Source organism: Alpinimonas psychrophila (assembly GCF_014137865.1).
GTDB lineage: Bacteria > Actinomycetota > Actinomycetes > Actinomycetales > Microbacteriaceae > Alpinimonas > Alpinimonas psychrophila.
The window spans coordinates 760969-785723 of sequence record NZ_JACGWU010000001.1 but is presented as its reverse complement, the minus strand read 5'-3'; the positions used below and the strand labels follow the sequence as shown (position 1 = coordinate 785723).

General features: G+C 58.2%; 20 protein-coding genes. 13 read left to right on the top strand and 7 right to left on the bottom strand.

Going from position 1 to position 24755, the window contains the following annotated elements; all coding sequences use genetic code 11:
• Positions 1 to 44: 44 nt before the first annotated feature.
• A complete protein-coding gene (locus FB555_RS03630) occupies positions 45 to 611 on the top strand; it encodes a YceI family protein (RefSeq protein WP_182484045.1) in 567 nt (188 codons plus the stop codon).
• A gap of 82 nt (positions 612 to 693) precedes the next feature.
• Here the strand turns inward: FB555_RS03630 and FB555_RS03625 are convergent, their stop codons facing one another.
• From FB555_RS03625 to FB555_RS03615, 3 genes are read right to left on the bottom strand one after another with little or no spacing between them, the layout of a single operon-like run.
• Positions 694 to 1743 carry an FUSC family protein gene (locus FB555_RS03625; protein ID WP_182484044.1) on the bottom strand — a complete coding sequence of 350 codons (1050 nt, stop codon included), beginning with the start codon at positions 1741 to 1743 and terminating at the stop codon, positions 694 to 696.
• Between the two features lie 37 nt (positions 1744 to 1780).
• A complete protein-coding gene (gene dnaE / locus FB555_RS03620) occupies positions 1781 to 5161 on the bottom strand; it encodes a DNA polymerase III subunit alpha (RefSeq protein ID WP_182484043.1) in 3381 nt (1126 codons plus the stop codon).
• Positions 5162 to 5183: 22 nt separating this feature from the next.
• On the bottom strand, positions 5184 to 5519 hold the full coding sequence (locus tag FB555_RS03615; protein WP_182484042.1) for a DUF6504 family protein: 336 nt from the start codon (positions 5517 to 5519) through the stop codon (positions 5184 to 5186).
• Between the two features lie 128 nt (positions 5520 to 5647).
• On the opposite strand from FB555_RS03615, the gene FB555_RS03610 reads away from it, so the two are divergent.
• Both FB555_RS03610 and FB555_RS03605 read left to right on the top strand, forming a co-directional pair.
• Positions 5648 to 6235 carry a TetR/AcrR family transcriptional regulator gene (locus FB555_RS03610; protein ID WP_182484041.1) on the top strand — a complete coding sequence of 196 codons (588 nt, stop codon included), beginning with the start codon at positions 5648 to 5650 and terminating at the stop codon, positions 6233 to 6235.
• Positions 6236 to 6326: 91 nt separating this feature from the next.
• Positions 6327 to 8465 (top strand): MMPL family transporter, encoded by a 2139-nt coding sequence (locus tag FB555_RS03605; RefSeq protein WP_182484040.1) that lies wholly within the window; start codon positions 6327 to 6329, stop codon positions 8463 to 8465.
• Here FB555_RS03605 and FB555_RS03600 read toward each other — a convergent pair.
• Positions 8462 to 9529, bottom strand: a complete 1068-nt coding sequence (locus FB555_RS03600; protein WP_343046393.1) for an App1 family protein phosphatidate phosphatase — start codon at positions 9527 to 9529, stop codon at positions 8462 to 8464. The genes FB555_RS03605 and FB555_RS03600 overlap by 4 nt on opposite strands.
• Before the next feature lie 104 nt (positions 9530 to 9633).
• On the opposite strand from FB555_RS03600, the gene FB555_RS03595 reads away from it, so the two are divergent.
• The 4 genes from FB555_RS03595 (at position 9634) to FB555_RS03580 (ending at position 12798) form a co-directional block, all read left to right on the top strand.
• Complete coding sequence (locus FB555_RS03595) at positions 9634 to 10503, top strand: ABC transporter ATP-binding protein (protein WP_182484039.1); 870 nt, start codon at positions 9634 to 9636, stop codon at positions 10501 to 10503.
• Positions 10491 to 11132, top strand: a complete 642-nt coding sequence (locus FB555_RS03590; RefSeq protein WP_182484038.1) for an ABC transporter permease — start codon at positions 10491 to 10493, stop codon at positions 11130 to 11132. Before FB555_RS03595 ends, FB555_RS03590 begins: the two co-directional genes overlap by 13 nt.
• Positions 11129 to 11803: an ABC transporter permease gene (locus FB555_RS03585; RefSeq protein ID WP_182484037.1), complete on the top strand. Its 675-nt coding sequence runs from the start codon at positions 11129 to 11131 to the stop codon at positions 11801 to 11803. Before FB555_RS03590 ends, FB555_RS03585 begins: the two co-directional genes overlap by 4 nt.
• Positions 11804 to 11883: 80 nt before the next feature.
• Positions 11884 to 12798 (top strand): ABC transporter substrate-binding protein, encoded by a 915-nt coding sequence (locus FB555_RS03580; RefSeq protein WP_182484036.1) that lies wholly within the window; start codon positions 11884 to 11886, stop codon positions 12796 to 12798.
• A 123-nt stretch (positions 12799 to 12921) separates the two neighbouring features.
• Here FB555_RS03580 and FB555_RS03575 read toward each other — a convergent pair whose 3' ends face one another.
• Entirely contained in the window at positions 12922 to 13611 is a 690-nt protein-coding gene (locus FB555_RS03575; protein WP_182484035.1) for a DedA family protein, read from the bottom strand.
• Positions 13612 to 14379 carry an aminotransferase class IV gene (locus tag FB555_RS03570; RefSeq protein ID WP_182484034.1) on the bottom strand — a complete coding sequence of 256 codons (768 nt, stop codon included), beginning with the start codon at positions 14377 to 14379 and terminating at the stop codon, positions 13612 to 13614.
• Positions 14380 to 14408: 29 nt separating this feature from the next.
• On the opposite strand from FB555_RS03570, the gene FB555_RS10920 reads away from it, so the two are divergent.
• The 5 genes from FB555_RS10920 (at position 14409) to holA (ending at position 22377) form a co-directional block, all read left to right on the top strand.
• A complete protein-coding gene (locus FB555_RS10920; RefSeq protein WP_343046392.1) occupies positions 14409 to 15833 on the top strand; it encodes an anthranilate synthase component I family protein in 1425 nt (474 codons plus the stop codon).
• Between the two features lie 4 nt (positions 15834 to 15837).
• A complete protein-coding gene (gene leuS, locus FB555_RS03560) occupies positions 15838 to 18369 on the top strand; it encodes a leucine--tRNA ligase (RefSeq protein WP_182484032.1) in 2532 nt (843 codons plus the stop codon).
• 92 nt (positions 18370 to 18461) lie between these two features.
• Entirely contained in the window at positions 18462 to 19241 is a 780-nt protein-coding gene (locus FB555_RS03555) for a ComEA family DNA-binding protein (RefSeq protein WP_182484031.1), read from the top strand.
• On the top strand, positions 19238 to 21328 hold the full coding sequence (locus tag FB555_RS03550; protein WP_182484030.1) for a ComEC/Rec2 family competence protein: 2091 nt from the start codon (positions 19238 to 19240) through the stop codon (positions 21326 to 21328). The genes FB555_RS03555 and FB555_RS03550 overlap by 4 nt, the downstream gene beginning before the upstream one ends.
• A 23-nt stretch (positions 21329 to 21351) precedes the next feature.
• Positions 21352 to 22377, top strand: coding sequence for a DNA polymerase III subunit delta (gene holA, locus FB555_RS03545; protein ID WP_182484029.1), 1026 nt, complete (start codon positions 21352 to 21354; stop codon positions 22375 to 22377).
• Between the two features lie 91 nt (positions 22378 to 22468).
• Here the strand turns inward: holA and rpsT are convergent, their stop codons facing one another.
• Positions 22469 to 22729, bottom strand: coding sequence for a 30S ribosomal protein S20 (gene rpsT, locus FB555_RS03540; protein ID WP_182484028.1), 261 nt, complete (start codon positions 22727 to 22729; stop codon positions 22469 to 22471).
• A 175-nt stretch (positions 22730 to 22904) separates the two neighbouring features.
• On the opposite strand from rpsT, the gene lepA reads away from it, so the two are divergent.
• A complete protein-coding gene (gene lepA / locus FB555_RS03535) occupies positions 22905 to 24752 on the top strand; it encodes a translation elongation factor 4 (RefSeq protein WP_182484027.1) in 1848 nt (615 codons plus the stop codon).
• Positions 24753 to 24755 lie beyond the last annotated feature (3 nt).

Below are 24755 nucleotides of genomic sequence, written 5' to 3'. Positions count from 1 at the left end.
GCCGCGCTCCACGCATGTGAAACTACTCTCAAAGGAAAAAAGTCATGACGATTACTGCAGAAAGCATCCCCGGATACAAAGCTGGAACGTGGACCATCGACCCCACACACTCCACCGTCGGTTTTAGTGTTCGCCACCTCGTGATTAGCAAAGTCAAAGGAACTTTCGAGAAGTTCGATGCGACCTTCGTCACAGGCGAGAGCCCCCTTGACACCAAGGTGACTGCCACCGCCCAGGTAACCAGCATCAACACCAACGAAGAGAACCGCGATGGCCACCTTCGTACCAACGACTTCTTTGACGCTGAGACCTACCCAACGATTTCCTTCGTCTCCACGGGCGTCAAAGCCAAGGATGCTGACGCCGGCGAGTTTGTTGTCACCGGTGACCTCACCATCAAGGGTGTGACCAAGGCGGTCGACTTCGACCTTGAGTTCGGTGGATTCGCCACTGACCCTTACGGCAACTACAAGCTTGCTGCGTCCGTTGTGGGCACGATTAATCGTGAAGACTTCGGCCTCACGTGGAACGCTGCTCTCGAGTCTGGCGGAGTCCTCGTCGGCGAAAAGGTCACCATCACGATTGACCTTCAGGCTGCACTTCAGGCCTAGTTTCGGTCGCCGGCTTATCGCTGGCGTGTGAGTCTTTGAGATTCACTCAAGACGGGGCTCTACTCTCACGAGTAGGGTCCCGTTAGTCGTCGAGAGGGCCTGTGATTTCATTGCGCACGAGGCGCAGGGTCTCCATCAAGAATCCAATCAACACCCAGTTGTGCAGAGATGGTTTGACCACCGTGATGGGGGCCGTGAGGGCCGGGATCTCTGACGTTGCGGGATGCGGGGTCGTGATGGCAGGAAGACCAGCATTTCGCACGAGGAGTCGTAGGTCGTGGCCGGCACGATTGAACTCTTCGGCGATAGCGCGAATACTTTTCTCGGCGAGAACAGAGTCGTCGTAATGGTCTCTCACCGCTCGGGAAAGCCCCATGGTACGCGTGACCAACACGGCCAGAATATCCATCAGCATGATGTCATTTTCGATGGTGAGCGTGTGCTTGGTGCGACGAGCATTGAAGCGCAGGCTCTCTTGAGCTCTCACGACGGTGGCGCGGGCCCCGTTGTACTCGGCGCGGAGTGCCCGGGAACGAAGGTAAATCTCATTGAGCACCGTGTAGCTTGTGGGGCGCGTCAGTACTGCCGAGATATCTTCGAGAATCTCAGCGACATGAGCACCGAGTTCGGAGACGGCACGGTTGGCTGGTTCTAGGGCGACGGGTGGGGCAATCAATGCATTAATGATGATGCCGACTACGGCCCCGAGGACGGTCTCCATGATGCGGTCAAGGGCGTAGACCGGGGTGACCACCCCTAACGCCAAGACGAGCATGGCGCTGAGGGCAATCTGACTGGCGGTGGCCGGGGTGAGTCGCAGAGACCACGCGATGATGATGGCGGCTATGACGGCCACCAGCACAATCCATCCACTCGTTCCAAAGGCCAGTGTTGCTCCGAAGGCTATGGCTACACCCAACACTGTTCCAACGCTACGTTCGAGGGCTTTTCCGAGGGACTGGTTGATGCTGGGCTGAACGACGATGAGAGCGGCGATGGCGGCAAAAATTGGTTTTTGATCACTAAAAACCATGCTGGCGATGAACCACGCGGCGAGGGCCGCTGCCGCCGTCTTGGCAACTTGGAGAAAGGGGGTGCGTTTCTTCACTTGCAGGTTCGATACGAGGCTCACGCTCTAACCGTAGCGACGCCGTTATTGCCTGTGTGTGTCATTTTCGTCGTGGCGAGCCAAACTGTGTCCAGAGTTCCCGTAAATCCCACGCATTCGAAGCCTCGATGGAGATTCCGCGTTCCCCCGTGCGTCGCGTACGCCCGCGAATCACCATGAGGCGAGTTCCAAACAAGACGGGACCGGTGGCCTCTTGGGCTTCTTCGAAGAACGTGGAGTCGGAGCACCCCGTGCCATCGTCGAGACTAATGAAGACCACGCGTTTACCGCTCTTCATCGGAGGTGTTTGGGTGGCTACGCGAATTCCGGCAACGAGGACCTCAGTTTTATTCCAGAGACCTAGGAGCTCATTGGCGGGAGTGACGCCGAGCTCATCCAGAAGTGGGCGGTAGCTTTCAAGAACGTGCGCCGTGGCATCCATGTTGAGGATGCTCAATTCGGCATGCACGCGTTCTTCGGAGGTGAACTCGGCGTTACCCCGAGGAATGAGGTGGCGGTCATCAACAGTGAAATCGAGTTGGTTCTCAGGGAAGTGCACTCGACGGTTGGCGGCTGTGAGTTGACGAACGCGGGCAATAACGTCACCTCGGGTGGGGGGTGGTTCTCCCGCAGCGGTTCCGTCGCCAAAAATACTCGTTGCCGCGATGTCGTCCAGAGCTCCCACGAGGGCGAGGCGTTGGAGTAATGATCGGCTGGGTTTTGCCCGCTCAAAAAAATCGGTGAGCGAATCAAAAGGCTGACCCAACAGAATGCGCTGTAATTCTTTTTCGTTGATTCCTTGAACGTCGCGCAAAGAAAGTCGGATGCCGAGCGTGCCGTCCACGGCTTGGTTGGGTGCTTGCGGGGCTTGTCGCTCCACGCGGTAGCACCCGTCACTTTTATTGACGTCGAGCGCCAAAATGGGAATTCCCATGCGCCGCACCTCCGCGAGCAACAATCTTCGCGGATACATTCCGGGGTCGTGGGTGAGGATTCCGGCAAGGAACTCTGCGGGGTAGTGCGCCTTCAGCCACGCGCTCTGATAGGTCGGCAAAGCGAACGCCGCCCCGTGGGCTTTACAGAACCCAAAGGATCCGAACCCCTTGAGCACGAGCCAAATGCGCTCGATGTCGGCATCGGTGAAGAGACGTTTGCCGGTGACGGAATCTTTGTTCGCCGCCGTGCGAGTACGAAAGTTCGTCTCAATCGAGTCGGTGTTTTTTTCCATGCTGCGCCGCAACTCATCCGCCTCGGCCAGGCTGACGCCCATGCACTCGTGCAGCATTCGCAAGATGTGCTCGTGGTAAATGACGACGCCGTAGCTGTCCCCGAGAAAGTAGCGAAAACGCGAATGCAGATAGTTGGGCATGGTGAAACCGTGCTTGGCGTCGAGGAAGGGAGCCACCATGTTGCCCTTCATGGGGCCGGGACGGAAGAGCGAAATATCGGCGATGAGGTCGTTATATTCCGTTGGCTGCATCTTTCCGATGAGCTCACGTTGCCCGGGGCTCTCGATTTGGAACATGCCGAGCGTGTGGGCGGTGCGAATTGATTCATAAGTGGCCTCGTCATCGTGGGGGATGGAGTCCACATCGAGATGGCCGTCGGGGTTGATATAGGGCGCATCTAATGGCAGGTTGCCGGCTAGGGCAACCCGAGAGCCATGCAGGCGTCTGATTTCGCTCACGGTGTAGGCGATGGAAGATTGCATGCGCACGCCAAGAACATCGAGTTTGAGAAGCCCGACATCATCGATGTCATCTTTGTCGAATTGGCTCATCGGCAGGCCCATGCCGCTGGGTTGCACCGGCGTGAGGTTATAGAGATCGTTGTTACCGAGAATTACCCCGCACGGATGCATGGAGACATGCCGAGGAAGCCGGTCGAGGCGTTCCGTGAGATCAACGAGCATGTCGAGCTTGTCATCGGTGTGCAGGAGTTCGGCAAATTCACGAAGCTCGGGTTTGCGCCCCAGTGCATCGCGAAAGTCGCGAGCGTTAAAACGCCAAATATTCTTGGCAACGAAGGTAATTTGATCCTCGGTCAGCCCGAGGGCGGCTCCGGCATCGCGTGCGGCTCCCCGCGCTCGATAGGTGTTTTGCATGGCCATCAAGCTGACGCGGGTACTGCCGTAACGTTCGAAGATAGCGCGGTAAATCTCGTGACGACGGGCCGACTCTACGTCGATGTCGATGTCGGGCAAGGTCTCACGTTTGTTGCCCAGGAATCGCTCGAAGAGGAGATCGTGCTCGAGAGGATCAACGTTGCTGATGTGCAGCAAATAGTTAACGAGGCTGCCAGCACCCGAGCCACGAGCCTGATTGCGAATGCCCATGCCTCGCATCATGGAGGTGACATCGGCCACGGTCAGAAAATAGGAGGCAAAGCCAAACTCGTTGATGGTGACAAGTTCGTCGCGCATGCGCGTTCGCACCCGAGTGAGTTCGGCCGTATCGGCGTAGGGGAATCTTTCGCTGATGCCCGCTTCAGCGGTACTCCACAGAACGGCATTGGGGTCGCCGGTGAGTCCAATGACCTCGTTTTCGGGAATCTTGGCGCGCCGCCAGCCGAGGTCCTCGTCGGGGTCGAGGGTACAGCGCTCGCCTACGTGTTCCGTTGAGGCAATGAGCCGCGGTGCGGTGCTGGCAGGAAGGGTGGAAAATTGCACGATGCGTCTTGCCAGCGCGTGCATGTCATCGGGGGTCTTCAGCCACGCTTGCCCGTTGGGCTGAGGTGTAAAAGCGCCGAGAGCGCTCAGGTGGCTCGCGGCATCTAGGACATCGCCAGTGAGGGCATCATCGGGCTCGAGATAGCGAACAGCGTTGCCGAGCACTGCCGTAACGTCTTGGGCCTCCGCGAGTTCAAGCATCTGTGCGGCATGCCGAAGACTAGCCGGTTCCCCGGGCTCGGTGTAGTGACAGACGACTTCAACGGCGAGGCTGTCCGGCAAAATACCCTTCCACCATGACAGGCACACGCGAGCGCGGGGCAGATCTCCGGTGGCCACCGCCTGCCCGACATCTGAATCATGACCCAGCAGCACGGTGACGGTCGCCCCATCGGCCCCCCGTAGTAAATGCCCAATGCGATCGCGCAATAGACCCACCGCGCGTTTCCCCCGGGGAGCATGTGCCGCAGAAATGGAGCGCGCGAGTGTTGCCCAGCCGGAGCCGTCTGTGTGCCCGTGGGCGAGCACGGTGATCCGTCCAGCAGCGCGCCCGTCTTTCTCCAGAACGGCGAGACTCACTCCCACAATGGGAGCAATTCCCTGGGCCAAACACGCCCGGATATGCCGCACAGCACCGTAGAGACCGTCTCGGTCCGCAATACCGGCCGCACGTGCACCAAACGCCGCCTGGGCCGCGACAAGGGCTTCTGGGCGCGCAGTGCCGTGATGCGCCGAGAAGGCGGAGGCGACGTTGAGGTGAGTGAAAGTGGTCATGGTCTTTTAGATGAGGATTCTTTTAGGCAAATAGCCGCTCATCTAGCTCCTCACTCACTGCGGTCACCAGTACCCAGTCCCCACCGGTCGCGGCTGGCGGCTGTGCCAAATCAAAGGTTCCGTCCATGCGCTGCGCGCCGTCGGTGAGGGGAAGCGCGTCTACTCGCCACATGGGGACTTCGAGCAGGCCGGCGGCAGAGCCTCGGGCTACCCGCACACCACCCTCACTCCACCAACTCCGCCGGCTGATCCAGGGCTCGGGGGAGCTGACGACGCCGTAGGTAACGCCGCGCCACACAAAGCGAATGGGCGCGCCGGAGGGAAGTGTTTCGACCGAAACAGTCTCATTGATGTGCATGATGTTCTTCTCCTTATTCGAATATATCTTCGAATCAGAAGCTTAGAAACCCCCACTGACAATTCTGGGACTTTTCCGTGGCGACAGGGGTGACGGTGGAAGGTCGCGCCTTCTGTTAGACATGGCACATGAGTATTCCGAAAGAGCCGTCAGTTTCGCGCGTAGATGTTGTGCGTCATCGCGAAGCTCTCCTGGCTGCTGCTGCCGATGAACTCGCGCGCAATCCGGAAGCGTCCATGGCCGATGTTGCGCAGGCAGCAGAACTCACGAGGGCCACTCTGTATCGGCATTTCAGCAGCAGGCAAAGCTTGCTCAAAGCAATCCAGGGAGAGGCTCTATCCCGGGCTTCTGCGATTTTGTTGGAGTGTCGTCTCGATGAGGGAAGCGCCCTTGAAGTGTTGCGCCGTGTCATTGATTCCTTGAGCAAGTATGGAATGCGATTTCGCATTATTTTGATGCGTGGGCCCGAGACGAACGCGCATTTCTCGACCCAGAGAGATCTGGTTTTTGCACCTCTCCTTGATGTTGTGAGGCGCGGTCAGCGCGAGGGTGATATCCAGCAAGATTTATCGCCTGAGTGGGTCGTATCCGCCATGTCGTCATTGTTGATGACAGCCGTCCGGTCCCTGCCCGTGATTGAGAAATCTGAAATAGCAATGGCTGAGCTTGTGTATAAGACACTCGTGGGCGGTATCGCGAGCCGCGACGCTCGATAACAACAGAAAATTAGACAGTACTGTCTCATTTCATCTAGACTGACCCCGGGGCTGCTCTTCGGGAGCCAGAAATCAATGATGTGTGATGGGAATGACCGTGCTTGGTGTACTTGCTCGAATATCCACTAGATACCGCTGGGTCGTCGTTATCGCCTGGGCTCTCCTTGTTTTGGGGGCCCTCTTTGGAAGCAAAGCGTATGGTGGAACCTTCAGCAATGATTTGACTCTGGCAGGCACTGATTCACAAGCTGCCTATGACCAGTTGCGCTCCGAGTTCCCGGAACTTGCCGGTGACGGCATGCAGGTTCTCGTGCACAGCAATGACGCCAATACGCCGGTCACCTCCGTTGCAATTCAGAGCGAGGTAGAGGTAGCGGTTTCTACAATTTCTGATATAGCGGGGGTGGCCGCGATTCGCTCGCCCTACAATCCCCAGATGCCGATGGTTTCGGAAGATGGTCTGACAGCCCTGGTCACGATTCAATTTACAGAGCGGGCAAAAGATATTCCGGCCGCCACTATTGCGGCGACAAGGAATGCTTTCAATACCCTTCAGGATGCAGGCGTTGAAGTCGAATTCGGCGGTCCTGCCACGCAAACCGAAAGCGGTCCTTCGGGCAGTGAGATGTTCGGGCTCCTCGCAGCGGCAGTGGTCCTTCTGCTCGTGTTCGGGTCACTTTTTGCCATGCTGGTGACGCTTATCACAGCTCTCACGGCACTTGGTATAGGGATTGCGTCAATTTCGATCCTTGCGAGCAGCGTCACCATCGGAACATCCGGCCCCATTGTCGCGGCGATGATTGGTCTGGGTGTCGGAATCGACTATGCCCTGCTGATTGTGACAAGACACCGCGACGGAATGAGCCGCGGTCTCGCTCCGAAGGACTCTATAGAAATTGCGATGAAGACCGCTGGAAGATCAGTTCTTGTTGCAGGGCTGACGGTGATTATCGCTATCCTCAGCCTCTATGTCATCGGGATTCCTTTTGTTTCATCGCTGGGACTCGCGAGCGCAATCGTCGTCGGAGCCATAATGCTCGCTGCGGTTACCTTGTTGCCCGCACTTCTCGCAATATTTGGCACCAAACTGGACAGCGTCCGTGTTCGAAAAATTGGGAATAGAGCCTCTGCGGTTCCGAAGGGTCGTGGCGATATTTCGAGCGGTATGGACGTTCGTTCGGGTTGGCGCGCTTGGGTTTCCGGGGTTCAAAAATACCGTTGGATTGCACTGTTCTCGGGTGTCATGGTCCTCATGATTCTCGCTGTTCCACTTCTTTCTTTGCGCCTCGGAACTGCCGATGGCGGTTCTCAGTCGGCGGAGACAACTCAGCGAAAGGCCTATGACCTGATCGTTGATGGGTTTGGCGCAGGATGGGCTGGCCCCCTGCTCGTGACGGCCGACTTTGGCAGCAATCTCACACCTGAGCAACTTACTGCCGCCAGTATGGTGTTGCGAACCGATCTCGTTGATACTGCCGGTGTCGCGTCGGTAACACCACCACGATTAGGAACCAACGGGACGACGGTTTTGTATACCGTCATCCCGACAACATCGCCTGACGCAGCGGAGACGGAAACCCTTGTTCACGATCTTCGAGAATCTGTCCTTCCGATGTCGGCGCCGAATGTTGTCGCCCATGTAGGAGGTGCAACGGCCACGAGTATTGACCTAGCGGATACGCTTCTCGCCCAGCTCGGCTGGTTCGTGCTACTGGTCGTCGGATTGGCGTTCATCGTGCTGCTTATCGAATTCAAAGCACCGTTTATTGCTGCCATGGCCGTCATTATGAATCTCTTTGCTGTCGGCGCTGCATATGGGCCTGTCGTGGCCGTGTTCCAGTGGGGGTGGTGGCCTGCAGACCTGTTGGGGGTCATTGCCGGGCCTGTGGAATCTTTTGTACCTGTCATGCTTTTTGCCGTGCTGTTTGGCTTGTCTACTGATTACACAGTCTTTTTGCTGAGTCGTGTGAAAGAAGAATTGAGCCGTGATGGCAACACACAAGCTGCTGTGCGGAATGGATTAGCGGCGACTGCCAAAGTGATCTTGGCTGCAGCTTCTGTCATGGTCGTCGTATTTGGAAGCTTCATGCTCAATGATCAACGGACGGTAACGATGTTTGGGTTCGGGTTGGCGATTTCTATCGCTGTCTACACGCTTGTGGTTATGTTACTGGTGATTCCAGCAGTTCTCGCGATCGCAGGTCGAGCTGCCTGGTGGAAAATGCGCTAAAGAACGCCGCGCGCCGTCAGTTGCTCGACAAGCCCAGCACCGTCGGGGGAGTACACCCAGGGGACGCCACCGTCTTGGTCGTGCGCCTCCGTCTTCTTGGTGGCTCCCGCTAAAACGGCCTCGCCATGGGAAAGCTGGCGAATAGCGACCGCTTTCACATTTTCGGGATGCTCGTGCTCAAACTGGGCATAAATGGCTTCGTCATGCTGCCCGTCATCGCCCACAAGCATCCACTGAATATTGGGAAATTCGGAGGCCAAACGTGAGAGTTGCGTCTGTTTGTGCTCTCGCCCGCTACGAAAGAGGCGATCGTGGGTGGGCCCCCAGTCGGTGAGCAGGAGTGCGCCTTTGGGATACAGATTGCGGGTGAGAAAACGGGTGAGGGTGGGCGCAACATTCCACGCGCCAGTAGAGAGGTAGATGATCGGCATTCCCGGGGTCATAAAAGCAATTTTGCTTAAGAAAACGGCCATCCCCGGCGTCGGAACACGCGCATGCTCGTTGAGAACAAACGAGTTCCAGGCTGCGAGAAAAGGGCGCGGAAGCGCGGTCACCATGACGGTGTCGTCTACGTCAGAGACGAGGCCGAGTCTTACTTGCGGAGAGACCACGTAGATGGTTGCCTCCGCAATTTCGGAGTCTTCCGCTTGAAAGCGCACGATGTGCAAGCCAGGGGAGAGGGTCATCGGAATACGAGCATCGACAACACCACCGCGGTCAGCTTTGACCTCAATAACATTTCCGTCAACTGTTATTTTGACCGTGACATCGTTGATCGGAACGCTCGTAAAGCTGCGCCAACCGCGAACGCTCTCCGAACGCTTCCGCATCTTTTTCGCGGCGCGAGAACCAACCCGAGGGCGTTTTGTGAGCAGAACGCGGCACAATACGCGAACCCACTCGGTTGAGCCGTAGCCGGGGTAGGGCACGACCGTGACGGCGAGACCACGCTTGCGGGCACGTTTCTCCCGAAACTGGTGAAAACGGTCTTCAATGCGAGCGGCACGATGCATGACATCCGTTGCCGCCTGGCTTGCCGCGCTTGGGGGGGAAGACGATTTCACTGCTCAAGTTTGACACGTTAACAGCAAGTCCCCACCGCAACCGTGAGAATAGATACCTACTATGCACTTATACGTTGTGTACAGAAATGAAAAAAAAGGCAGTAATGATTGAGTTTCGTTCCGTCTCAAAGCGCTACGAAGAGGGCGCCCTAGCAGTGGCTGAGGTGAATCTTGCGATTGCACCGCGGGCCGTTACCGTGCTGGTTGGCCCCTCAGGCTGCGGCAAAACTACGTTGCTACGCATGATTAATCGCATGGTTGACCCCACATCCGGCCAGGTATTAATTGATGACGTGGATGTTGCCACCCGCAACCCCGTGCAGTTGCGACGCTCAATCGGCTACGTGATGCAGAATTCGGGGCTCATGCCTCACCGCACAGTCCTCGATAACGTCACGACTGTTCCGATCTTGCAGGGGGTTTCTCGCACGCAAGCGCGAGCGCGGGGCATGGAGTTGCTGGCAACCGTAGGATTGGACGCGAGCCTGGCGAAACGGTACCCCGGGCAGCTTTCCGGTGGGCAGCAGCAAAGGGTCGGTGTTGCCCGAGGGCTCGCCGCTGATCCCAATATTTTGTTGATGGATGAACCCTTTGGCGCCGTTGACCCCATTGTCCGCCGCGAGCTACAAACCGAGCTCGCGCGTATTCAGTCCGAGCTGGCCAAGACCATTGTGTTCGTTACCCACGACATCGATGAAGCTTTTCTGCTCGGTGATCAGGTCGTTATTTTGCGCGAGGGTGGACACGTTGCGCAGATGGGAACCCCCACCGAGTTGCTGGCAAACCCAGTGGATGATTTTGTCGCGGATTTCATTGGCCGCGGTGATGAGAGCAAGCACTTGCGTATCACGGAACGCAATGGAACTCGCCTTGTCGTGGACCAACGCGGCCGCGTAGCCGGAGTTCTCGCTGCCCCTGAGCAAGCAGCCGAACCTCACCCGAGTAAGCGCGAAGGCGGCGCATGGACTGGCTAGCAAAAAACTGGGAACTCGTTATCAACCTCAGCTGGGTACACATTGGGCTCAGTATTCTCCCCGTTGTTGTGGGACTAGCCGTCGCGCTTCCCCTCGGGTGGGTGGCCTTTCGGTACAAGCGCGTCGGACGATTTCTCGTTCCGGCCAGCGGTCTGCTCTACACAATCCCGTCGCTTCCCCTCTTTATCGCCCTCCCGGTGGTTCTGGGGACCTCCATTCTTGATCCTGCCAACCTCGTTGTGGGCCTCACTATTTACGCGGTTGCCCTTCTCGTGCGCCAAATAGTGGATGCCCTTGCCTCCGTCAGTCAGGATGTGCGTCAGGCATCCGTCGCTATGGGATATTCGTCGTGGCAGCGTTTCTGGCGGGTAGACCTGCCGCTGGCTGGCCCCGTTTTGCTATCGGGGTTGCGTGTGGTGGCGGTGAGTACCGTCAGTTTGGTAAGCATCGGCTCGGTTATTGGTGTCACCAGCCTGGGATACCTGTTTCTCAATGGTTTCAAGCGGGGTATTCCCGCCGAAGTATTCACGGGTGTCGTCGCGACGGTCATCATCGCCTTTCTCTTTGACGGTGCGCTCGTGCTCATCGGTCGTTTCGCCATGCCCTGGAAGCGAAAGGTGACATCATGAATTTTTTAACGGATGCCATTGCCTGGATCTCCAACCCGGCCTTGCATGAGGGGGCAAACTCCTTGACGGCGCGCATTGGTGAGCACCTTGGGTACACCTTCGGGGCGGTTCTCATCGGCGCTCTGATTGCGATTCCGCTGGGCATTCTGGTCGGGCACACTCGTCGGGGAGCAGGAATTGCCGTTACCTTCACCGGGGGTCTACGTGCGTTACCCAGCCTGGGAGTTTTGATTCTGATTGCCCTCAGTGTGGGGATTGGATTTCAGGCCCCGTTGGCCACTTTCGTGATTATGGCCATCCCGCCTCTGCTTTCGGGAACCTATGCTGGAATTCATGCCGTGAATCCGGCCACGGTTGATGCCGCCCGGGCGATGGGGATGACCCCCCTCCAAGTGATTTTTCAGGTCGAATTTCCCCTCGCCTTGCCTCTTGTCATGGCCGGGGTTCGCTCGGCAATTTTGCAAGTCGTGGCCACGGCAACCCTTGCAGCTTATGTTTCGGGTGGGGCCTTGGGCGTCTATATTTTCTCTGCCCTTGCTCGTCGTGACTACACACAGATGCTCGCCGCGTCACTGATTGTGATTGCACTCGCCTTCGCCCTCGAAGGTCTCTTCGCTTTGTTGCAGCGTCTCGCAAGACCACACGGCACAGTCGTCCTTCCGGTAAAGTGAATAACAGGGGGAAAGCCTTGGTTTTCCTTTCATAGCTACGGCCCCTGTTTCTCTTTATTTCACATTAGGAGCTATTTCACATGAGCATCAAGCGCATCTTGACTATCACTGCGGCGGCTGCCGCGGTTGGCGTGGCCCTTGCCGGTTGCACCGCCGCCGACCCCACAGCGGCACCCTCTTCCTCTGCCTCAATGGAAAAAATCGTGATTGGATCGCAGGCCTTCTCCGAAAACGAAATCGTTGCGGAAATCTATGCTCAGGCGCTCGAGACTGCCGGCTATTCCGTTGAACGAAAGTTCAACATTGGATCACGTGAGGTTTACATTCCAGCTATCGAAAGCGGGGAAGTTTCCTTGCTTCCGGAGTACACCGGGGGCCTTCTGCAGTACTTCGACACGAAAACGACGCTCAAGACAGCTGCCGACATCTACGGCGCCTTGCCCGCACTTCTGGAGCCCTCGGGCCTCGCCGTCCTCGACCAGTCGACGGCTTCTGACGAAGACTCCTATAACGTCACCAAGGCGTTTAGCGAGGCGAACAATGTCACCAGCCTTTCCGACCTGTCGGCACTGAAGATTCCGCTGACCGTTGGAGGTAACTCCGAATTGGAAACGCGGCCCTATGGCCCGGCCGGTCTGCTGAGCATCTACGGCGTGACCGTCTCCTTTACTTCCATTGAGGACTACGGAGGCCCCCTGACCGTCAAGGCTCTCAACGACGGTGCTGTGCAAATTGCTGACCTCTACACGAGCGACCCTGCTATTTCGAAGAACGGTTTCGTTACGTTGTCCGATCCCGAGAGTCTGATGGTGGCTAACAACGTTGTCGCCCTGATCAACAAGGCGTCGTTCCCCAAGGATGCGAAAGGTGTTATCAACTCCGTTAACGCCAAGCTGACCACGGCAGGCTTGGTTCAAATCAACACGGAGAGTGCCGCTGGAGATTCTCCCGCGACAATCGCGGCCAAATGGCTCAAGGCCAACCAAGTCGGCTAGCTCTTCGCTGACAATGAAGGCCCTCGACGCGCGTGCTGAATTCCAGCGCTGCGCTGGCGGGGGCCTTCTCCATATCCTCCCCGGGGGAACTGCCGTCTCCTTGCCCAGGGAGGGCCGAGGTACCTATTGCTTTGGGTCGATCGGGTCGTCGATGGTGTTGGCGTCGCCGTCACCGGGGGCATCCATGAATTTCGCCTGCGAGTAAGCGATGCGCTTTTTGATGGCCCACATCACGAAGACAAAGGCGATAACGAGACCAATGAAAGCCCAGCCCGCCCAGGTGAACCGCTCAGAAAACTCGACATAGCGCTCACGGAGAACCGCCGCCAATGTCACGTACGCCACGGTCCAGATGACACAGGCCGCTGATGTCCAGGCAATGAACTGGCGGTATCTCATCTTCGACATTCCGACCGTCAACGGGATGATCGAATGGAGAACGGGCAGGAACCTACTCAGAAAAACGGCGATACCGCCACGGCGATCTACGTAGTTATCGGCAGCTTTCCAGCGTTCGACCCCCAGTTTGCGACCCAACCAACTGGTGCGAATCTGCGGCCCAAAACGTCGGCCGATGAAGAAACCAATCGACTCGCCAATAAGGGAACCGAAAATCACCATGCCCACCATGGCGTAATACTGTCCTGTGGTAGTGATGGCGCTGCTGGCGATGAGCACAATCGTGTCTCCAGGCACGACAAGCCCCACGAGAAAAGACGTCTCGAGCATGATTCCGAGGGAAGCAACTAGGGTGCGGGTGATCGGGTCAACACTGCTGACGGCGGCAAGGAACCAGTTGATGAACTCGTTCATTTACAGTGCCGGGAGAGGGACGTTGAGGGCCGTGTAGGAAGCTCTCCACGATTGAAGCAGCGGTAGGTCGGAGACAAGCTCTGGACCGTTGATCCACGATGTTACTTGGCGAATACCGTGCAGAGAATTCAACGCCCACACGGTTGATCCGGTGAGCTGCGCCGGTGTCGCCCAGGCTTCCTTAACGGCAATGCTCCGGGCCTCGGCAATCTCACGAATAACTTTTACAGTGATGGAGTCGAGGCGGCGAGCCTCCTTGGGGGGCACAAAGATCTCGCCATCTCGCCACCACAAAATGCAGGTTGTGGCGCCATCAACGATGCGACCAGAGGTGTCGAGAATGACGGCGTCTTCGGCACCTTGAGTACGGGCGGTTTCGCGAAGGACCGCTAGGGCAGGAATGTCAGGCCCTTTGATATCGGGTTCTGTGCGAACATCGGATTCTGACGTAGCCAAAATAATTGTCGTGAACAATTCTGGAACGGCGCGAATCCAGAATTCAAGTTCCCCACGTTCCGTTAAGTCGATCCGTGGAGTGAAGGAACCCTTGCGGGGGAGCGCTCCCGTCGCAACCGCGGTAAAAGCATCCATTGGGCGAACGAGCCCCTGACGGGCTGCCGATGAAGCAAAGCGCTCGAAATGCTGCTGTAGTGCAACAACATTGCCATTCGTGACAAGCCAGGAGTCAGCGACATAGAGGGGGAGGATGGGCGCACCATCAACAGGAATCAGTTCGCTACCGTTCCAGCGAAAACGTTTGTCAGCCACACGCCTAGGCTAGTACGGTGAACCTTCACGTGAGCCGTACTTGCATTTCTGGCTGGGTTGACCCCGCTCGTGCTTTCGAGATTCTTGCGGATGATGAGCCGTGGTCGGTGTGGCTTGATGCCGGGCCGGATGCCGCGGCAGGACGCTCCTATATTGGCATTCCCCGCTCTCACGTCCTGAGCGAGAACGTGGAACGCGGAGTCGTTACAAGAGCTCTGTTGATGGACGGATTCACGGTGAATTCCCATGAGCAGGAAGCCACCATTTTTGAAGCTTTGCGCGACGATCTCGCGATAAACCAGCTCGAAGATATCGATTCTCCAGGATTCCATCTGGGCTGGGTGGGCTGGTTCGGCTACGAGCTCGCAGCGCAGACCACAGGGGTGCGAACGGTACCATCACGAACGCCGGATGCACGGCTCGTCTTCCTCGATCGGGCGCTCGAATTCGATCACAAAGCTCGAACCGTCACTTTGCTGGAGCTCGACTCTGGGTCACGTTCTTGGCATGCTGAGCTCGAAGCCCGGCTTGCTCCTGTTCTCGCCGGTGACGACGACAACGAGGGCGTTGCTGTGCTGCCCGCGCCGAGTATCCCCAACGACCGAGTCATCTGGCGCCATGGCCCCGAGCGCTATCAGCACATGGTCCAAGAGTGTCTTGAGTCGATTACACGCGGTGATGCCTATCAAATGTGCCTCACGAACGAGGTTCGGATCGCTGCCGCCCCGGGGGAGCCTGCCGTCAATCCTGTGCAGACGTACCTCCGGCTTCGTGCCGAAAACCCGACCCATCATGGCGGGCTGCTTCGCTTTGGCGAGGTGTCACTCTTGAGCTCGAGCCCCGAGGTGTTCCTCAGCGTTAACGCCTCGGGTCACGTGTTGACGAAGCCAATTAAGGGAACGCGTCGGCGCGGTGACTCACCGGCTGAAGATGAAGCCCTCGCGTTCGAGCTCGTGCAGAGCGAGAAGGAGCGCGCCGAGAACCTCATGATCGTGGACCTTATGCGTAACGACCTAGGGCGCGTCGCGCAACTGGGAACAGTGAATGTCGATGCGCTGCTGGAGGTTGAGTCCTATGAGAACGTGCATCAGCTGGTCAGCACGATATCGGCGGAGCTTCTTCGCGGCATGACCGCGACGGATGCCCTGGAAGCATGTTTTCCTGCCGGCTCCATGACGGGGGCTCCCAAGATCAGTGCCATGAAGATTCTGACGGAGCTGGAGGAGGGACCTCGGGGCATCTATTCCGGTGTCTTTGGCTACCTCAGCCTCGACGGTTCGGCCGAACTTGCCATGGTTATTCGCAGTATCGTGCTCGACGAAACTGGCGTCTCCATCGGCACGGGTGGTGGCATTACCAGCGGGTCGATTCCCCGCGAGGAACTCGAAGAAACCTGGGTCAAGGTCACCCCGCTCCTGCGGGCACTGGGAGTCAGTACGCTCGACTATTCTTGAGAGGATGACTGAACACGAGGGCGCGACCTACGATTTCGCTGAAATTCAAGACAAATGGCTTCCCGTCTGGGACAAGATTGAGCCGTTCCGCTCCGATGATCCCAGCGATGAGCGCCCGCGCAAGTATGTGCTCGACATGTTCCCCTACCCCTCCGGCGACCTGCACATGGGGCACGCCGAGGCGTATGCTCTCGGAGATGTCATCGCCCGCTACTGGCGCCACCGCGACTACAACGTGTTGCACCCCATCGGTTGGGATTCCTTTGGGCTGCCCGCCGAAAACGCTGCTATCAAGCGCAACCTGAACCCCGTTACGTGGACGTACGACAACATTGATCAGCAGAAGCGGTCCATGCGCCGCTATGCCGCATCGTTTGACTGGACTCGGGTCATCCACACCTCCGACCCCGAGTATTACAAGTGGAACCAATGGCTCTTCTTGCAGATGTACAACAAGGGTCTGGCGTATCGCAAAGACAGCTGGGTCAACTGGGACCCCGTAGACCAGACCGTTTTGGCCAACGAGCAGGTCTTGGCTGACGGTACCTCCGAGCGCTCCGGCGCTATTGTTGTGAAGAAGAAGCTCACCCAGTGGTACTTCCGCATCACCGACTACGCCGATCGTCTGCTCGATGACCTCGACACCCTCGAGGGTGCCTGGCCCGCCAAGGTGCTGTCGATGCAGCGCAACTGGATCGGTCGTTCCATCGGAGCCGATGTTGACTTCGTGGTGGAGGGTCGCGATACCCCTGTGACGGTCTTCACCACGCGCCCCGATACCCTTTATGGCGCAACCTTCATGGTGGTGGCACCAGATGCCGACCTCGCCACCGAGCTTGCGGCCAAAGCCGACGACGCCACTCGTGTGGCCTTCGACGATTACCTCACGGAGGTACAAAAGACCACCGAGATCGAGCGTCAGGCCACCGATCGCCCCAAGACGGGCGTGTTCCTTGGTGCCTACGCCATCAACCCCGTGAACGGCGAGCGTCTGCCCGTGTGGGCTGCCGACTACGTGCTGAGCGATTACGGAACGGGCGCCATCATGGCCGTTCCTGCCCACGATCAGCGTGACCTCGACTTCGCACTGCGCTTTGATCTCCCCATTCGGGTTGTTGTCGAACCCACTGTTGTTGCCTTAGGGGCAACGGATGCCGTCGACGCTCTGACCGACAACAATCCCGCAATAACGGGCAAGGCGCTGGCGGGCGACGGAAAACTCGTCAACTCCGGGCCGCTCGATGGCCTGGCCAAGAAGGAAGCCGTCGCACGCGCGATCGAAATTCTGGCTGAACGGGGTACCGGTCGCTCGGCCAAGAACTATCGCCTGCGCGACTGGCTCATCTCGCGCCAGCGGTATTGGGGAACCCCCATCCCGATCATTCACGGCGCCGATGGCACCGAGTATCCCGTAGCCGAAGATCAGCTTCCCGTCCTGTTGCCCTCAACCGAGGGTCTGAATCTTCAGCCCAAGGGCTCCTCGCCGCTGGGCGCCGCGGAGGACTGGGTCAACGTGCCCAACCCGGTTGACGGAACGCCGGCCCGCCGCGATCCCGACACCATGGACACTTTCGTCGACAGCTCGTGGTATTTCCTGCGCTTCCTGTCACCGAACGACTCCACGCAGGCTTTCGATCCCGCAGAAGCCAAGCGGTGGGCACCAGTCGACCAATATGTCGGTGGTGTGACTCACGCTATCCTGCATCTTCTATACGCCCGTTTCATCACGAAAGTACTGTTCGATCTCGGCCACATCGAGTTTGAAGAGCCCTTCACCGCTTTGTTAAACCAAGGCATGGTCTTGATGGATGGCTCGGCCATGAGCAAGTCCAAGGGCAATATCGTCAAGCTTTCCGAACAGCTCGAAGAACACGGCGTAGATGCCGTTCGCATCACAATGGCCTTTGCCGGCCCTCCAGAAGAAGACATTGATTGGCAGTCGGTTTCTCCTGCCGCGAGCAATAAGTTCCTCGCTCGTGCGTGGCGTATCGCACACGATGTCACCTCGGACGTGAGCACCCCTGCTATCGGCGGGGATGTCGCCCTCCGTCGAGTGACCCACCACCTCCTCGCGGACGCTCCGGCCCTCATCGAGAGCTTCAAGTTCAATGTGGTTGTCGCGCGTCTGATGGAGCTCGTCAACGCGACGCGCAAAGCGATCGACAGCGGAGTGGGCCCAGCCGATCCCGCCGTTCGTGAGGCCGCCGAGGTAATTGCCGTCATGCTCGATCTCTACGCTCCGTATACCGCCGAAGACATGTGGCAACTGCTGGGCTATGAGCCCACCGTGTCTCTCGTGGTGTGGCCCGCGGCCGACCCCGCACTTCTCGTGCAGGAATCGATTACCGCTGTGGTTCAGGTCGATGGCAAGGTGCGTGATCGCCTCGAGGTCAGCCCCAATATCTCGGCTGATGATCTCGAAGTGGCCGCCCACGGACTGCCGGGTGTTCTGCGTGCCCTCGAAGGCCGCGAGATCGTGAACGTCATTGTTCGTGCACCCAAGATCGTGAATATCGCGACCAAACCCGCAAGCTAAGTCCTCTCCACCACAGGCGCGTTCCTTCTCGCCTTCGATAGCTGAGGGGCTTTTCTTTTCCACCGGTATCACCACTTTTCTAACGTGGGTACATGCGCCGTGTCACAGAGCTCCTTCGCAACCTCCTAGGACTCGATGACGGCGTAACAACGTCCCTTGCGCAGCTAGAAAATTCTGCTCAGCGCGTGCGGTGGCGCATTGCTGTGGGGGCGAGTTTGGTCCTAGGGGCGGTGGCCATCGTCATTACCATCGTGGTGTCCTCCATCGCCACCCTCGGGGCAGAGTCGGGGGTTCCCGGAGACCTCCTCATGTCCGCGTCGACACCGATGCCGGGAACGACGGAAGCCACCGCTTCATCTGGAGAGTCGGGAACATCCGGCGGTGAGATCTTTGTGCACGTCGTGGGCGCCGTGCAGGTGCCGGGGCTATACGCAGTGAGGGTCGATGCTCGCGTCGTTGATGCGGTCATGGCAGCGGGCGGACTCGCGACCACGGCGGACCCCTGCGCCATTAACCTTGCGCACTCCATCGAAGACGGTCAGCAAATTGTTGTTCCGGCAACGGCGGATGGCGCTGCCGGAAACGAGGCGCTCTGCTCCGCAGCGGGTGGAGGTCGCGCGGATTCGACGAACCCCAATTCGGCTTCCAACACGCAGGCGGGTGCATCCGGGGCTGGTGGCGCACAGGTCAGCTTGGGAACAGCTGGTGTCGCCGAACTCGACACTCTTCCAGGAATTGGGCCAGCCCTTGCCCAACGTATCATCGACTGGCGCGACGCCACCGGCGGTTTCACGAGCATCGAGCAGCTGAGCGAGGTGTCTGGCATAGGCGACAAGGTGATGGCGAACATCCGTGATTTGGTGACACTGTGAAGGCGGATGCCCGGCTCGCCCTCCCCGTCCTCGGAGCTTGGGCGGCGGTGGTTGCACTCTTGGCGCCGAACGAGGGAGCCTCCCCGGCAACTCTCTCTGGGCTGACATGGTTGGTGGCCGTCATCGCGGCACTTCTCGCTGTCGTCACGACTTTTACCGCCAGCCGCCTCAAGGCACCACATTTCTCTAGCGGCACAGGCGCTGCACGCGATGACAACTGGGTTCGTGGCCTCCTGCCCGCGGTTGCATTGGCATCCTTTTTGACGCTGGCGTTGTGTCTCTCGATCCTGGTGCACGCGCCTAGCCATGTGGACATCAAACCGTGGGACAAAGATCCTACAGGTGACTACCCGTGGTTTTTGCTGTGGGCGCAGGCCCTTCGGGAGGGCCTCTCGGGGGCCGCATCATCACTCCCGGGTGTTGGCGGACAGCTGATTCCAGGGCTAGCTATTGGTGACACCTCAGCGGTGAGTGAGAGCCTCGAAACGGCCATGAAAGTCGTCTCGCTCACGCACATCACCGCCGTTTCAGGAGCTAATTGCGTCATCGTGACAGCATCCATCATGATTCTGGGAGCAAAGTTGGGCCTGTCGAGAACATGGCGAGTGACGGGGGCCGTTCTCGCGCTGACGCTCTTCGTCGTGCTCATCACGCCCGAGGCGTCGGTCGTACGGGCTGCCGTGATGTCCACCGTGGTTCTCATTACGTTGGCAGTCGGACGACCCGGCACGGGACTGCCGTTACTGTCGTTTGCCGCGGTCGTCATGCTGATTATTAATCCGTGGTGGGCAATCGACTTCGGATTCATTCTCTCGGTCAGCGCCACGGCGGGACTTCTCGTGCTGGCACGCCCCCTTGCCCAGTCGTTGTCGCGCTTCATGCCGCAGTTGCCGGCGATGCTCATCTCCATACCGTTGGCGGCGCAATTGGCCTGCCAACCCGTCATCATCCTTCTCCAGCCACAGATCCCCACTTATGGCGTGCTGGCCAATGTCATCGCCGGTCCGGCCGCACCCTTGGCAACGGTGACCGGTCTCGTCGCCTGCCTTGTGTTGCCATTCTTTGCACCGTTGGGGCACCTTCTGCTGTGGATTTCTTGGCTCCCCGCACAGTGGATTGGGCAGACAGCAATGGTATTTTCGACGTTACCGAGCCCCTCCGTCGCGTGGTTGGCGGGAGGTCCCGGCGTGATTTTGGCGTCATTGACTTCGGTGGACATCGTCGTCATGCTCCTACACCCACGCACACCGGTGCGCCGCCTCCTAGGATTCAGCGTGATTCTCGGCACCGGAATCTACGTCCTCAGTGCTTTTGTTGGTGGCCTTCTCTTTGCTGCGCGCATTCCGGACGACTGGATCATCGCTGCGTGTGATGTCGGGCAGGGTGATGCTGTTCTTTTTCGTGATGGCGATTCGATTGCCCTCATCGACACGGGACGCAAACCGGAACCGCTCGCGACCTGTCTGAATCAACTGGGCATCACCAGAATCGACCTCCTCATTCTGACCCACTACGACCTGGACCACGTCGGGGGAGTGGCCGCAGTGAACGGCAAGGTCGACAGTGCTCTGGTCGGAACACCTCAGAATGCGCAGGAGAACGGCATCGTCGAAGACCTCGTGGTGGGCGGTGCGAGCGTGGAGCGCGGCAATAAGGGCGACCGCGGCGAATTGGGAAACTCGACCTGGCAAGTGTTGTGGCCTGCACCTGACTACCCGTCGATGCAAGATGGCAACCCGGGCAGCATTACCGTGCGCGTGGAGACGCCCCGTCTTACGGTCATCTTTTTGGGAGACTTGGGGGAGGACGCTCAAAACGCACTCATGCGCGATGCTCCCATTGCCGCCGTTGACGTTGTGAAAGTGGCGCACCATGGCTCCGGTGATCAGAGTTATGCCCTGTACAGAAGACTCGAGGCTACGCTTGGCATCGTTTCGGTTGGAAAAGAGAACGGTTACGGGCATCCCACTGCGAAGGCATTGGACATGCTCCGAGAGGTGGGAACGAGTGTGACGCGCACCGATGAACACGGGCTCATCGTCGTGAGCGCCCATGAGGGACGCCTCTCCGTGTGGAGTGAACGGTAGGCTGTTTTCTACAAGGAGAACCCGTGGCAGTCGCAGCATCACCTCGAGCCAACAAGGCGAAAGTTGCCATTGCTCAACTTTCGTGGAGCGCCGCAAAACCTGCTCCTCTCGTACTCGTCTCTGGTGGGGAAGGCTTTCTCGCTGACCGAGCGATTTCCATGATTAGAGAGCAGCTTCGCGCTGCGGATCCCAGCCTCGAAGTCAGTGACGTTGATGCCAGTAGCTATTCGCCGGGTCAACTTCTTACTCTCGCCAGCCCGTCGCTTTTTGGGGAGCCGCGCCTCATTCGTGTGAGCAACGTGGAGAAATGTAACGACGATTTCCTCGTCGATGCACTCGACTACGTTGCGAGCCCCGATTCCGAGACCACGGTCATCCTTCGTCACGATGGGGGAGTGCGCGGCAAAAAACTTTTGGATTCCCTTCGTGCTGGTAACGGCGGCGGAATTGAAATCATCTGTGCAGAGCTGAAGAGCGACAGCGACAAGTTCGACTTCGCCACGGGAGAGTTCCGTCAGGCCGGACGAAAAATTTCCGCCGGTGCGTTGCGATCCCTCGTTTCGGCCTTCGCGGGTTCCGGCGCCGAACTCGCCTCCGCCTGCCAACAACTGATCTCTGATGCCGTGGGAGAAATTTCTGATCGCACAGTGGATGACTACTACGGTGGACGGATCGAGGCAACGGCATTCAAAGTTGTCGACTCCGCGGTCGCGGGTCGTCTTGGTGATGCACTCCTCACGTTGCGCCACGCCCTCAGCTCGGGAGCCGATCCGGTACCCGTGGTCGCGGCCTTTGCGGCAAAGCTACGACTGATGGCAAAGATCTCCGGAGATCGACGGAGCGCGGGGGAGCTCGCGGGGGCCGTTGGTGCCGCGCCGTGGCAGATCGATCGAGCCCGAAAAGACCTTCAGGGCTGGAACGAACCCGGGCTAGCCCGTGCCATTGAAGCGATTGCGGATGCTGACGCAAACGTTAAGGGCGGGGGCCGCGACCCGGTATATGCCGTGGAACGAATGGTCATGATTGTGGCATCGTACGGTCGCGATTAGCCACCGAAGGTCACCTTAAGACCCCACCCGGCCGCACGTGGCACGCAAAAGGCCCCCACCGAAGTGAGGGCCGAAAGCGTAATCTTGTGGTTTAGAGAGCAGCAACCGACTTAGCGATAGCCGACTTGCGGTTCGCAGCGTTGTTCTTGTGCAGAACACCCTTGCTGACAGCCTTGTCGAGTTTCGTCGATGCCAGAACCAGAGCCGCAGTGGCCTTGTCCTTGTCGCCAGCCGTGACGGCAGTACGCGCAGCGCGGACAGCAGTCCGGACTTCGCTCTTCACTGCCTTGTTGCGCTCGTTAGCTTTGTTGTTGGTACCAATGCGCTTGATTTGCGACTTAATGTTTGCCACGTGAACCGTGTCTTTCACTCGTTGTTATGTACGTTTCGGATGTGTCGATGGGCGGTAGAGGGCACTCACCGACGTCTCGTGCAGCGGGACCACACATAAGCCAAGGGCTAACACTACCAGCAACGGCGCCCGATGAGAAAACTTGAGTGCTCCGGCGTGGGAGACTTAGAGCAGTATGTCACCTCGAGCCCGTAACCCACTCCAGCCATCGTCTACCGATCCCGCGAAGATTCGTAACTTCAGCATCATTGCGCACATCGACCATGGCAAGTCGACCCTTGCCGACCGCATGCTCCAAATCACGGGAATTGTCGACGACCGCTCGATGCGTGCTCAATATCTTGATCGCATGGATATCGAGCGCGAGCGTGGAATCACGATCAAGTCTCAGGCAGTGCGCATGCCCTGGGAAGTTGACGGCGAAACGTACGCCCTCAACATGATTGACACTCCTGGTCACGTTGACTTCACGTATGAGGTGAGTCGCTCGTTGGCAGCGTGTGAGGGCGCGGTTCTTCTCGTTGACGCGGCTCAGGGCATTGAAGCCCAAACGCTCGCAAACCTTTACTTAGCGCTTGAAAATGACCTCACCGTCATCCCTGTCCTCAACAAAATTGACTTGCCGGCCGCGGACCCTGAGAAGTACGCCAAGGAATTGGCCAGTCTCATCGGCGGCAAGCCTGAAGACGTCCTGCGGGTTTCTGGTAAGACCGGCCTGGGGGTGTCCGAACTACTTGACCTTGTGGTTGCTCAGATTCCCGCTCCCAAGGGTGACCCGAAGGCACCGACACGGGCCATGATTTTCGACTCGGTTTACGATGCGTATCGCGGTGTGGTGACGTATGTTCGTGTGATTGACGGCCACCTCAGTGCTCGTCAGCGCATCCAAATGATGTCAACCAAGGCGTCCCACGAACTCCTCGAAATTGGGGTTTCGGCACCCGAACCCACCGCGACAAAGGGCCTCGGAGTCGGCGAGGTTGGTTATCTGATCACCGGTGTGAAAGATGTACGTCAGTCCAAGGTTGGCGACACCATAACCGATCAGCTCAAACCGGCGACGGTGGCCCTCCCCGGATACACCGAGCCGAAGCCCATGGTTTTCTCTGGCCTGTATCCCATTGATGGCAGTGACTATCCAATCTTGCGCGAGGCCCTGGACAAGCTCAAGCTTTCTGACGCCTCGTTGAACTATGAGCCGGAGACATCTGTGGCTCTTGGTTTCGGATTCCGTTGCGGATTCCTCGGGTTGCTTCACCTCGAGATCATCACCGAACGTCTCGAGCGCGAATTTAACCTAGATCTCATTGCAACGGCTCCGAGCGTTCCCTACGAGGTGACCACGGAAGATAAAAATACCGTCACCGTCACGAACCCCAGCGAGTATCCCGATGGCAAGATTAAGTCGGTTCGGGAGCCGGTTGTGAAAACAGCCATCTTGGCTCCTAAGGATTATGTTGGCGTGATCATGGAACTGTGCCAAAGCCGTCGCGGAACCCTGCTGGGCATGGAATTCTTGGGCGAAGACCGGGTTGAACTGCGCTACAACATGCCCCTCGGTGAGATCGTGTTTGACTTCTTTGACCACCTCAAGAGTCGCACTCAGGGCTACGCCTCACTCGACTACGAACCAGCCGGCGACCAGGAAGCTGATCTTGTCAAAGTGGATATCCTCCTTCAAGGAGAACAGGTCGATGCCTTCAGCGCCATTGTTCACCGTGACAAGGCCTACGCGTACGGACTGTTGATGACGGAGCGCCTGAAGAAGCTCATCCCACGTCAACAGTTTGAGGTTCCGATCCAGGCGGCTATCGGCGCTCGCATGATTGCTCGTGAGACCATCAGCGCGATTCGCAAGGATGTTTTGGCCAAATGCTACGGCGGTGACATCACCCGAAAGCGCAAGCTCCTCGAGAAGCAAAAAGAGGGCAAGAAGCGCATGAAGATGGTCGGACGCGTTGAAGTACCTCAGGAGGCGTTCATCGCCGCGCTTTCGGGCGATACCGAGACCAAAAAGAAGTAACGG

What these genes read in the sequence shown, in the direction of transcription:
- FB555_RS03630 (WP_182484045.1), top strand. Translation starts at nt 45, where the DNA reads ATGACGATTACTGCAGAAAGCATCCCCGGATACAAAGCTGGAACGTGG.
- dnaE (WP_182484043.1), bottom strand. Translation starts at nt 5,161, where the DNA reads ATGACCACTTTCACTCACCTCAACGTCGCCTCCGCCTTCTCGGCGCAT.
- FB555_RS03615 (WP_182484042.1), bottom strand. Translation starts at nt 5,519, where the DNA reads ATGCACATCAATGAGACTGTTTCGGTCGAAACACTTCCCTCCGGCGCG.
- FB555_RS03610 (WP_182484041.1), top strand. Translation starts at nt 5,648, where the DNA reads ATGAGTATTCCGAAAGAGCCGTCAGTTTCGCGCGTAGATGTTGTGCGT.
- FB555_RS03605 (WP_182484040.1), top strand. Translation starts at nt 6,327, where the DNA reads ATGACCGTGCTTGGTGTACTTGCTCGAATATCCACTAGATACCGCTGG.
- FB555_RS03595 (WP_182484039.1), top strand. Translation starts at nt 9,634, where the DNA reads ATGATTGAGTTTCGTTCCGTCTCAAAGCGCTACGAAGAGGGCGCCCTA.
- FB555_RS03590 (WP_182484038.1), top strand. Translation starts at nt 10,491, where the DNA reads ATGGACTGGCTAGCAAAAAACTGGGAACTCGTTATCAACCTCAGCTGG.
- FB555_RS03585 (WP_182484037.1), top strand. Translation starts at nt 11,129, where the DNA reads ATGAATTTTTTAACGGATGCCATTGCCTGGATCTCCAACCCGGCCTTG.
- FB555_RS03580 (WP_182484036.1), top strand. Translation starts at nt 11,884, where the DNA reads ATGAGCATCAAGCGCATCTTGACTATCACTGCGGCGGCTGCCGCGGTT.
- FB555_RS03575 (WP_182484035.1), bottom strand. Translation starts at nt 13,611, where the DNA reads ATGAACGAGTTCATCAACTGGTTCCTTGCCGCCGTCAGCAGTGTTGAC.
- leuS (WP_182484032.1), top strand. Translation starts at nt 15,838, where the DNA reads ATGACTGAACACGAGGGCGCGACCTACGATTTCGCTGAAATTCAAGAC.
- FB555_RS03555 (WP_182484031.1), top strand. Translation starts at nt 18,462, where the DNA reads ATGCGCCGTGTCACAGAGCTCCTTCGCAACCTCCTAGGACTCGATGAC.
- lepA (WP_182484027.1), top strand. Translation starts at nt 22,905, where the DNA reads ATGTCACCTCGAGCCCGTAACCCACTCCAGCCATCGTCTACCGATCCC.